This window comes from Nostoc sp. UHCC 0251 (assembly GCF_034932245.1).
In the GTDB taxonomy this organism is placed as follows: Bacteria; Cyanobacteriota; Cyanobacteriia; order Cyanobacteriales; family Nostocaceae; genus Nostoc.
On record NZ_JAYGHD010000123.1, the window covers coordinates 1 to 11,420 of the forward strand.

Here is an 11,420-nt window from a genome sequence, read left to right on the forward strand (position 1 = left end):
AAAAACAAAGGCAATAGTGACTATGTTGCAATTTAAATGCCGATTAGCTTATTGAAGGAGTTTTTCATCATACGGGTATCAGTGAAACAAGAAAACAGAAGTTTTTACAGATGAAATTATGTAGATTCTGACTATATAGCTTAGACTAGTAAATCTATCATCATATTTCTTATAGCTTCAATCAATAGGCTGTTATGCTCTTCCCAAGAAAGCCAAACAAGTTTGTAGAGAATTGCGGCACAAAGTAGTTAAATATGTTGTTAAACATTTGTAAACTGTTAGCAGCCGAGTAGCCGCGTGTCACATCTTGTTAAGGAATTATCATGAGACAACTTGTTATTGCTGAACGCGTATGCCTCATTGGTCATATCGTGTCAAAAGCCTTTGGACTGGTAGGGATGCTACTGGTCGTGCCTAATGCCGAAATAATTTTCAACTTATCGCAGGTTGGAGAAACTGCCGTACAGTTAAGTATGGCAGGTGGCGGTGTAGTTGATATCATCTTGGGGACAATAGCTGTCTCTATTTATGCTTACCGGACGTTGGGATTGGGGACTTGGCTAGCATTTATGCTGCCAGCTATGTTTATCTCCTTGGGGAGTGAACTACTGGGAACCAGCACAGGTTTTCCATTTGGAGATTATAGCTACTTGAGTGGCTTGGGTTATAAGATTGCGGGGCTAGTTCCTTTCACTATTCCTTTATCTTGGTTTTATGTTGGGCTGTCGTCTTATTTAATTGCGAGAACTGGTTTGAAAGTGGCTCAAAAACCCAGTTGGGGACGCCATATTGCGGCTATAGCCGTTGGTGCTTTACTCTTCACTTGCTGGGATTTTGCTCTTGAGCCAGCTATGAGTCAAACTTCTCTGCCTTTTTGGTATTGGGAACATCCAGGAGCTTTCTTTGGGACACCTTACCAGAACTATGCAGGTTGGTTTGGCACTAGCGCCCTGTTTATGACTGTGGCAGGTTTGTTATGGAGAAACGCTTCGATTAAATTAGAGCGATCGCAACTTAATCTACCCTTAGTCGTTTATTTGACTAACTTTGCCTTCGCCGCCGGACTAAGCTTGGCCGCTGGGTTCTCCATTCCAGTGTTGCTCGGTTTATTCCTTGGTGTAGTTCCCGCCGTGGCTCTGTGGTTAAGCAGCTCAACCACTCCTATTCCAGTTGCTGTTGAACCAGCAAGCAACGAAGTATCGGTGGCAAGAAGCGTTAAAGTTGCCTTGAAATAAGCCTATAGATTGGGGAGTGGGGAGTGGGGAGTGGGTGGAGCAGGGGAAGAAAGAATAACTAATGCCCAATGCCCAATGCCCAATGCCCCATGCCCCATGCCCAATGACCAATGACCAATGACCAATGACCAATCACTAATGACTAATGACAACGCTTTGATAGTAGAAAGCGCCATTTCCCTTTTATTGCTACTTATCCAAGTACCAGCAACGGCGATTCTGTTTTCGCGCTTGCTAAAGGGGCCAAGACGCCTTCCTCCAATAGAACCGCAACAGCCAACACCGGAGCTTTTGGGTAAGGTTAGCGTCGTCGTCCCCACGCTGAATGAGGCGCTTCGCATTAGCCCTCTGTTGGCTGGTTTAAGTCAGCAAAGCTACGAAGTTCGGGAAATTATTGTTGTAGACAGCAAGTCTAGTGATGGCACGCCCGACTTGGTAAAAGCGACACAGCAGAAAGATCCGCGCTTTCGGGTGATGACAGATGATCCCTTACCCGCTGGTTGGGTGGGGCGTCCTTGGGCGTTGCATAACGGTTTTCTATATAGCTCTGAGGGTAGTCAGTGGTTTCTGGGGCTGGATGCTGATATCCAACCGCATCCAGGTTTGGTTGCTGGTTTGGTGAAGACGGCCGAAGCACAAGGCTATGATCTTGTTTCCCTTTCGCCCCAGTTCATCCTCAAATATCCAGGAGAGTGCTGGCTACAACCGGCTCTGTTGATGACTCTGCTTTACCGATTTGACCCGGCTGGGATCAATACAGAGCAGCCAGAACGGGTGATGGCAAATGGGCAGTGTTTTTTGTGCCGTCGCTCCGTTTTAGCTGCTGTGGGTGGCTATAGCAGTGCGAGTGGTTCTTTTTGTGATGATGTCACTTTGGCACGAAATATTGCTGCTCAAGGGTATAAGGTGGGCTTTTTAGATGGCGCAAAGGTGCTGAAGGTACGGATGTATGAAGGGGCGATGGAGACGTGGAAGGAATGGGGGCGGAGTCTTGACCTCAAAGATGCAACTTCTCGTTCGCAGTTGTGGGGAGATTTATGGCTACTCACATCTGTTCAAGGTCTACCTCTTTTAATTGTCCTTACTTTTTTGTTGATTTCTCCCCCACTTTCTTACTCGCTACAGACGCGATTAATCGACTCTTTACCCACTCCCCCACTCCTCTTACTGGGACTGAATTTATTTCTGGTGGTGATTCGCTTTGCCATGCTAATTGCGATCGCACCTTCTTACGATCGCAAAAGCGCAAAAGGCGGCTGGTTATTCTGGCTTTCCCCTTTAGCTGATCCCTTAGCTGTGCTGCGAATCTTCTTATCTGCGTTCCGCAAGCCACGCGAGTGGCGGGGACGCAAGTATATATAGTGGGGCATTGGGCATTGGGCATTGGGCATTGGGCATTGGGAATTAGTTATTCTTACTCTGCCTCCCCTGCCTCCCCTGCCTCCCCTGCTCCCCCTGCTCCCCCTGCCTCCCTTGCTCCTCTGCTCACTCCCTCACTCCTCTTCACCTCCTACTTGATCCCCGCGTTCCAGTTCCCAAAGAATTTGATTTCCTTCACGGCGTACCCGTGACACTATCCAGTTTCGCCAGCGCCATTGATCTCCTCGACTGGTAACAGCGCTGGCATGGACATCCATCAAGTCTGCTAACTCAGAACTGGTGATTAAGTAGCCTTTTTCAGAAATTTCGTCAGCGATACGCAGAGTTTCGACCAAGCTGCGGAGTTGCGAAACCCTCATTTCTGGCGGTTTTTCATCGGTTGCGGCCGCAGTTGGCCCAGTTGATGCTTCCATAACGGTTATATCTGGTGCAGAAGTACTGATTTCTTCGGGACTTTGGTTAATTATTCTAGAGTTTTTCTCATAATCAGCTACTTTTGCTACATTTAGCTCATTTGTAGGGGGTAAAGATTTGTAAATTTCTGTAGGAGTTAATTGTTGTAGCGAAGGAATTTTACCACTAGCATAGGCGCGAGCGATCGCATCACAACGTTCGTTACCTATGTTACCAGAATGTCCCCTGACGTGTTGCCATTTCACCTGTTGGGTATTGAGTTCATCAAGAGTTTCCAAAAGCTCTTGGTTTTGGACGGGTTTACCATCTGCCTTTTTCCAGCCTTTCTTTTTCCAGCCTTTCACCCACTTGGTAACGCAGTTAATCAGGTATTCGCTATCGGTATGAAGGGTGATGGGTTGGGCTTGTTGAGATGTTTGCAGGAATTGAAGAGCTGCGATCGCAGCTTGCATTTCCATCTTATTATTGGTGGTATGAGGGGATGCATCGCCCATTTCGTGGATTGAACCATCGCTAAAGTAGACGACAACACCCCAACCACCAGGGCCAGGGTTCCCGGTGCAAGCACCATCGGTGTATATGCTTTGGATTGTGGGTTGAATGGACATAGTTAGGATATCGAACCGCGAAGGACGCGTTCATTAAGTGTCTCGTAAAGCCTGCGGCATAGCTCCGCTTAGGGCACAGCCTCTCGTAGAGAAGAGAAGGACGCAAAGGGAAGAGTTATTAGCGACGAATTTTTTAAACAATATCCAGGCTATTATACTGGTAAGCACTCCAGCAACAACGCTCCAACCGAAGGCTGTTGTGATGAAAAATGGTGTTTTGCTATTAGGTGGATATTGAGCTACTAACACTGAAGATGCAATTTGACTAGTTGCTAACCTGATACCTGCATTACAAATGAAGTTTTCTAAGTTGCGATCGCCATCAATAAGGCGTTGCTGATTCCATGTATGAAAATGATTTTGTTTGCATAATACCAGAATCCTTGTAGAGACGTAGCAGTGCTACGTCTCTACATCCAGATTCATACTTTAATTCAACAACGCCTTTAAATCTTGTAAAACTGCGGTAGCTGATTGATAGCGATCGCTAAAATGATAGCAAACCATCTTATCTAAAATTGCCGCTAATTCTTCATTCACTTGCACCGTTTGCCGCCACATAATATTACCCGTTTCTGGATCTGGGTGAAGTTCTTGCGGTGGTATCCCAGTTATGGCTTGAATAGCAATCATTCCTAAAGCATAAATATCACTGCATAAACGGGGATGACCGGCAAATTGTTCTGGAGGTGCATAACCCCGCGTCCCAATGGCTACTGTGGCTAATTCTGTTTGCTCACTACTCGGCGGTTGCATCAATTTTACAGCCCCAAAGTCAATCAACACTAGCCGATTATCTTGAGCGCATCTAATAATATTAGTCGGTTTGATATCACGATGAATCACTCGATGCTGGTGAACAAATTCTAGAACTTCTAAAACTTGTTTGAGCATCTCCATCACAAATGATTCGTTCTGCACATTCTGTACAGGTGGTAATTCTTCATTTAGGGTATGTCCCTCGATATATTGTTGAATCAAATAAAATTCTTGGTCATCTTCAAAATAAGCAAGTAGTTCAGGAATCTGATGATGTTTACCCAAAGATTGTAATATTTCAGCTTCACTATTAAACAACCTGCGAGCAACTTGCAAAAAGCGTGGATCTTGACGGGCTGGCATTAACTTTTTAACTACACAAGTAGGATTACCCGGTCGTTGAGTATCCTGTGCTAAATAAGTACGACCAAATCCACCTGCACCGAGAACTTGAGAGATTTTGTAGCGTCCACCCAAAAGCAAATCACCGGATTGTATTTCTGGCGAATCAATTGGAGGAGGAAAGTCAACAGACGAGTCGGGAAGTGCTGTTTTATCTTCTAAGAGTACATTTAATTGAGCGATCGCTTCTTGTTGTTTTTCAACTTGCAGAATAATCACCTGAGTTTGTCGCTGATTTTGGTAGCTAGTATAAGCAATCACACAGATGCTACTAATCACCAAAGCAAGGGCAGAGGGAACTAATGGTATCCATCCGGCTTGTAGAAACAAAGCAACGCAGATTCCTACTAAGCCAAGTAGAGTTGTCCCGTCCACAACTAGCAACAGCAACGGATTTTGCCACCGCCATGCTATAATTCCACCTAAAAGCGACCAGACCCAGATCCAAATAAGTTCCGCCGAGTCGGGCCAGTACCAAATTAGAGGTCGTCCATCCAACACTGTACTGATGAGTTGACTTGCTATCTGTGCATGAATAAGCAAAGCAGACATTCTGGCTGGTTGATCTGGCAAAGCGCTGTAGGGTGTATAAAAGCTACTTTGAGATAAATTAGCGGCAGTAGTGCCAATAATTACAAGGCGATCTTTAACTAAATTGGGATTGACTTGTCCACTTAGGACTTGTGTGAGAGTTACTTGGTCAGCGAGGCTGTTGGGGTGACGGTAATTTAATAATATTTGATAGCCTTCTGCATCTACATGTTGGTAGCTACCGGAATTCGGTTGTAAACGTGGGAGCAGGGTTTTACCTAACTGAAAATCTCCTTTATTAGTAAAGTCATATTCAATACCTTGTTTTTCCAGATAATTAATTGCTATGAGCGCACCAAATGCAAATGATGTTGTACATTTTTTGTATGGAGAGTGAACAAATAACAAACTGCGGCGAAGAATTTGGTCGTTTTCATTGTCAGCAACCACATTGCTAAACCCAACATTCTCTATAGGGAAATTTGGCGGTGGTGGGATTTCATCTTTCCCCAAGGTGTTGAACAAACAGGTGCTGACAATGTTATCTTGATTTTGTAAATTAGCCGCTAAATATTTGTTTTCTGGTTGGAAAAGATATAAACCAACAATTCGCGGTTGATAAGGCTCTATTCTTCTTAATAGCTGATTGATTCTACGATCTGATATAGTCCCTTTATCTTGTTTAAGATCCTCGTCAGTGATTTTTACTAGCAAAATCCGCCGATCGGGTGCTTCTGATGGACGCGATCGCAACATCTGGTCATAAACTCTCAACTCCCAAGGCTGTAACCATTTGAGTTCTCGAACTCCCCAGATAAAGGCGGTTACTCCTACACTAGTAACTAAAATAACTTGTAACCAGCTTTTGCTCTTGGAAGTTCCACGAGAATCCTGAACTTTGACAAAGGGGATACGGAGTTTTTCTAATAGTCCACTAATCACGGCGTTGCGGCGGTAGCCTGAATTGGGTAGATGTTGCAGGCGCAGAAGTTAATTTTCTGACTCTAGGTTAAAAGCTAATTAACCTGAGCCTCTATATTAATGTAGCAATTTACTTACTGCTTAGATACTTTTGCGTATTCTTACTCTTAAAGCAAGCTTAGGCGCAGCGTCAAGTCGCTCCGCTCCAATTAAAAATTAAAAATTATTAATTAAAAATTGCAATCAGTGCTTGCTCTGAACCCACCACTGATAGCGTAGCGTAAAGCCTTCTCTACGAGACGCTACGCGTAACGCTACGCGTAGCTCGCTTACGCTTAGAGCGACGTAGGAGCGTCTTGTAGACCACTGAATCAGACAAGTAATCGCGTTATGCAGCTAAATTATCATCCGTTTGAGATATTTGAGCATCTTCAACAGGACTGGCAATTGGGAAAGAAATAGGATTAGTAGATGGGGTTAGTGAATCTAACTGGGGTTGTTCCAGTGATGCTTCGATGCTTGAATCAGCAAAATAGGAGTCAAAGATTCTATCATAGTTAGAAGCAACAGCTAAAAAAGCACCACCCAAAATATAGATAGGTAATGGCAGATTAAATTCTTGCAACCAGTCAAACAGTTCCGCCAAGGCAAATAACACAAAAAAGCAGGCAAGCCAAACCCTCATATTTTCATTCCCCGCATATAAACAACTCTATTACTAGCTTAAATAGCTTGCATAATAGTTGATGTAGTACATAATCACCAACTTACAACCTCTATAACTCTAGATAGATGTAGTGAGAGTTATAGCATCTGCTATATTCCAATATCTACTAGAAAAATAAAAATAATATTTAGCTTATGCCTGCAATCGAACAGCCAAGGATTGCATAGTTAGTTCGTTAAACTCGGCACTACCTCAAACTTCCACAGGTAAAACTGGCAACGATATTAGGGGTTTCGTTCCACAGATAAACCGATGGGAAAACGGATGGACACGTCGCCAGATTTTTTAAACCTCAGATGTCTCGATTGAGAAATAAAATTTCCCCCTTGTTAAAGATTTAATTGATCATCTAAAAGCTCAAGAGGTACAGATTTGCGGCAATATTTGGGCGAACAGGAGCAAGTAGAAGAAAATCTGCGTCATAGTGAAGCACGCTACCGCTCACTGGCAGAAGCAAGCGCATCCATCGTCTGGAGCGCGGGGCCTTGGGGCAATGTTGTTGACGAGATTCCGACTTGGGAGGCGTTCACTGGGCAAACTCCCGAACAATACAAAGGATGGGGTTGGGTTGACGCACTGCATCCAGATGACCGTACATCTGTAGCTGCGATTTGGAGACAGGCCTTTTTTGGACGCAGCATTGCAGTTGCCGAGTATCGTGTTCTGCGGCATGACGGCGAATACCGCTACATGGCTATCCGCGGTGTGCCTATACTTGACGAAATAGGCGAAATCCAAGAGTGGGTAGGAATGTGTGTAGATATCAGCGAACAGCAAGCTGCGCTACGCGAACGCAAGCAAGCAGAGGCAGAACGTGAGCAATTACTGGCGCTACTGAAAACAGAGCAGACTCGCTTGGTTGAAGCTAACGTTCTGCTTGATACCCTCTTCAATAACGCACCTATAGGTATTGGACTATGGGATGAAGAATTGAGATATGTTCGATTGAATGACGCTTTAGCTGAGATTAATGGTTTTCCCCAAGAGGTGCATATCGGTAAAACCGTCGCCCAAGTGCTACCTGCGGTAGATTCTGCGGTGATGGAAGCTTTCCGCCATGTGAGCGAAACGGGAGAATCTATTGCTCAAGAGGCTAGTGGAGAGACACCCGCCGCACCTGGAAAGTTGCGGCACTGGTCGGTAAATTATTATCCGATTAAACTACCAAGTGATATTACTTGGGTAGGTGCAATCTGTCAAGAAATCACGGAGCGTAAGCAAGCAGAAGTCGAGCGTAAACAGCTATTTGAGCGAGAGCAAGCAGCTCGTGTTGAGGCTGAAGCTGCTAAAGAGCAAGTTACCAAGATTTTAGAAAGTATCACTGACGGCTTTCTTGCCTTTGACAGTGAGTGGCGCTTCACCTACCTCAATCATGAGGGAAGCAGAACTTTGGGGCGTTCCCGTGAGGATTTGCTCGGAAAAAATTTATGGTCAGAGTTTCCAGAATTGGCTGCTACTAGCTTTGGTCAACTTTATCAAAGGGCAGTTACTCTAGGAATGCCGCTTGAGCTTGAAGATTATTATCCACCCTTTGATGCATGGTTTGCAGTTCGCGCCTATCCTTCAGCCACAGGGTTATCACTTTATTTCCGTAATATTAATGTACGCAAGCAGGCAGAGGCAAAACTGCGTGAGAGTGAGGCGTCTTTTCGGTTGATGGCTGAAAATTCAACTGATATTATTTCACGCCATACAGTAGATGGAATTCTTCTTTACATTTCACCAGCTTGCTACACAGTACTGGGATATCAACCAGAGGAACTAGTAGGTCATTCCAGCCAGGAGTTAGTTCACCCAGACGATTTGGCAGAGATTGCTAGTAATTACCCAGTCAATGCCGATTTACCAGATATTTATACTATTACTCACCGTGCTCGTCACAAAAACGGACATTATATCTGGTTAGAAGCAACTATTCGAGCTATTCGCGGCCAAACTAAAGAAATTTTAGAGATGCAGGCATCCTCGCGCGATATTACTCAGCGCAAGCAGGTGGAGGAGCAGCAGCGTTTCTTAGCTGAAGCTAGTGGAATTTTGGCTGCATCATTGGACTACGAGACAACTTTAGCCAGTTTAGCGCGTTTAGCAGTACCTGAAATAGCTGATTGGTGCTTAATTGATATTATTTATGACAATCAATTAATCCGCCGAGTTGTAACAGCCCATGCCGATCCAGAGAAACAAGAATTGGTAGAAGAGTTACAAAAATATCCGCCTGATTTGGCACGAAGAGAAGGTGTCGCTGAGGTAATACGGACAGGTAAATCACAAATTACTCATTTTATTTCTGATGAACAGATACAAGTGGCAGCCCAGAACGCCGCTCACCGAAAAATCTTACAAGAACTAAATCCTACATCTGGTATGAGTGTACCACTGATAGTTCGGGGACGAGTGCTAGGAGCTATAACTTTGGTATCTTCTTCAGGTCGTCGCTACGACACCAAAAGCCTAATGTTAGCTGAAGAGTTAGCTTGTCGTGCTGCCGTAGCCGTTGACAATGCCCGACTCTATACAGAAACACAGCAATCTCAACAGGCGGCGGAACGGGCAGCATCTCGCACTGCGCGTCTACAAGCCATTACCGCTGCACTTTCAGAATCTCTGACTCCGGCACAAGTTGCTGAAGTAATTGTCGAGCAAGGTATGGCAGCTTTGGGAGCTAGTTCTGCTTTAGTAGCGCTAGTGATTAATAGCGGCACTGAACTAGAAATTGTCCGTGCAGTAGGTTATCAACAGGAAGTAATAGATTTATGGCGTCAATTTTCTATTAATGCATCCGTACCACTGGCAGAAGCAGTGAGAAACAAGCAACCCATCTGGCAAGAGCCAACAACAGCGAGGATTGCTCGTTACTCACATCTTGCTAAGGAATACACCCAGCTTGACTACGGCGCTTGGATTTCAATTCCATTGATCGTTGAGGGACGAGCAATCGGTGGTATGTCTCTGGCTTTTGCCGAGATTCAGGAGTTTAATCAGGATGACCAAGCCTTTATGCTGGCACTAGCACAGCAGTGTGCTCAAGCGATGGAACGGGCCCGCCTATATGAGGCAGAGCAAACGGCACGGGAAGCAGCAGAAAACGCCAACCGGATTAAAGACGAGTTTCTAGCAGTCCTTTCTCATGAATTGCGATCGCCACTCAACCCAATTTTAGGCTGGTCTAAGCTACTCCAAACCAAAAAACTTGATGAAAAGACAATCCCTCAAGCACTGAAGACTATTGAGCGAAATGCTAGGTTACAAGCTCAACTAATAGAAGACTTGCTGGATATCTCCCGGATTTTACAAGGTAAACTTAGCCTGAATATTTACCCAGTTGATTTGGCATCTGTGATTTCCGCAGCAATGGAAACAGTCCGACTGTCGGCAGAAGCTAAGTCAATTGACATGCACATCAGCCTGGAACCAAATTTGGGGCAAGTTTTGGGTGACTCCAGCCGATTGCAGCAAGTCGTCTGGAACCTGCTCTCAAATGCAGTTAAGTTTACACCTGCGGGGGGACGTGTTGATATCCGGCTATCATCATGTGTTAATTCCAATTCCAACTCAGCACTAATTCAAGTCAGCGACACTGGCAAAGGCATCGACCCCAATTTTCTGCCTTACGTATTTGAATATTTTCGCCAAGAAAACAGCAGCACCACCAGAAAATTTGGTGGACTGGGGTTAGGGTTAGCGATCGTCCATCACTTAGTCGAACTGCATGGTGGCACAGTGCAGGTAGAAAGCGAGGGTGAAGATCGGGGGGCAACTTTTACTGTGAGACTCCCGCTGATCCAAAATCAATTAGAGATTAAAGAGGACATTAGCGACTCAGAGCCATCCTCAAATTTAAATGGTGTCAATATTTTAGTAGTGGATGATGATGCAGATACGCGAGAATTTATTGCCTTCTTACTAGAGCAGTATGGCGCAAATGTGACAGCAGTGGCATCAGCAAATGAAGCACTAACCGCTTTAAGCCAATCTCTGCCAGATATACTTTTAAGCGACATTGGGATGCCAGAAGTGGATGGCTGTATGTTCATGCGACAGTTGAGAACACGCTCACCAGAACAGGGAGGACAAATTCGAGCGATCGCACTTACCGCCTATGCTGGAGAAATGAACGCCAAGCAAGTACTTGCAGCCGGATTTGATCAGCATCTTGCCAAACCAGTAGAGCCAGCCGAATTAGTAGAAGCGATCGCCAATTTACCCCTCTTTCAAGAAACACTTGACGTAAAGCTTATGTAGAAAGGGTTTGATAAAATGAAGCTTCCTCCTTATCTTGAGATTTGGGGACAAGTTGAAGACCAAAAGCTTGCGCTTTCTTCTGGAGATTTTTGAGGATCAGATCCTGGTATTTTTGCTCATAGTATTCCATCCCAGGATCAGAATACCGTCCAGCAGTTGTCCAAATTTGGTAGAACAAACGAGCCAGCTTGTGTGCAGTAG

General features: G+C 44.9%; 6 protein-coding genes and 1 pseudogene. 3 read left to right on the forward strand and 4 right to left on the reverse strand.

All coding sequences use genetic code 11. The features are described 5' to 3' along the window. The first annotated feature begins 323 nt into the window (after window positions 1-323). Window positions 324-1,235, forward strand: a complete 912-nt coding sequence (gene cruF / locus VB740_RS14620; RefSeq protein WP_323200711.1) for a gamma-carotene 1'-hydroxylase CruF — start codon at window positions 324-326, stop codon at window positions 1,233-1,235. 138 nt (window positions 1,236-1,373) lie between these two features. Further along, complete coding sequence (gene cruG, locus VB740_RS14625; protein WP_323200712.1) at window positions 1,374-2,597, forward strand: 2'-O-glycosyltransferase CruG; 1,224 nt, start codon at window positions 1,374-1,376, stop codon at window positions 2,595-2,597. Between the two features lie 131 nt (window positions 2,598-2,728). Here cruG and rnhA read toward each other — a convergent pair whose 3' ends face one another. The 3 genes from rnhA to VB740_RS14640 form a co-directional block, all read right to left on the reverse strand. After that, window positions 2,729-3,637: a ribonuclease HI gene (rnhA, locus tag VB740_RS14630; RefSeq protein ID WP_323200713.1), complete on the reverse strand. Its 909-nt coding sequence runs from the start codon at window positions 3,635-3,637 to the stop codon at window positions 2,729-2,731. A gap of 429 nt (window positions 3,638-4,066) precedes the next feature. Beyond that, entirely contained in the window at window positions 4,067-6,271 is a 2,205-nt protein-coding gene (locus tag VB740_RS14635) for a CHASE2 domain-containing serine/threonine-protein kinase (protein ID WP_323200714.1), read from the reverse strand. A gap of 367 nt (window positions 6,272-6,638) precedes the next feature. Then, window positions 6,639-6,935 (reverse strand): hypothetical protein, encoded by a 297-nt coding sequence (locus tag VB740_RS14640; RefSeq protein ID WP_323200715.1) that lies wholly within the window; start codon window positions 6,933-6,935, stop codon window positions 6,639-6,641. Window positions 6,936-7,349: 414 nt separating this feature from the next. Between VB740_RS14640 and VB740_RS14645 the strand changes: the two genes are divergently transcribed. Continuing rightward, entirely contained in the window at window positions 7,350-11,219 is a 3,870-nt protein-coding gene (locus VB740_RS14645) for a PAS domain S-box protein (protein ID WP_323200716.1), read from the forward strand. On the opposite strand, the pseudogene VB740_RS14650 reads toward VB740_RS14645, so the two are convergent. Beyond that, window positions 11,212-11,420 (reverse strand): annotated as a pseudogene (locus VB740_RS14650) (hypothetical protein); the annotation flags it as partial. The gene VB740_RS14645 and the pseudogene VB740_RS14650 overlap by 8 nt on opposite strands.

Bases quoted from the DNA above. Each gene is read 5' to 3' on its own strand.
- VB740_RS14640 (WP_323200715.1), bottom strand. From the start codon at position 6,935: ATGAGGGTTTGGCTTGCCTGCTTTTTTGTGTTATTTGCCTTGGCGGAA.
- cruF (WP_323200711.1), top strand. From the start codon at position 324: ATGAGACAACTTGTTATTGCTGAACGCGTATGCCTCATTGGTCATATC.
- cruG (WP_323200712.1), top strand. From the start codon at position 1,374: ATGACTAATGACAACGCTTTGATAGTAGAAAGCGCCATTTCCCTTTTA.
- rnhA (WP_323200713.1), bottom strand. From the start codon at position 3,637: ATGTCCATTCAACCCACAATCCAAAGCATATACACCGATGGTGCTTGC.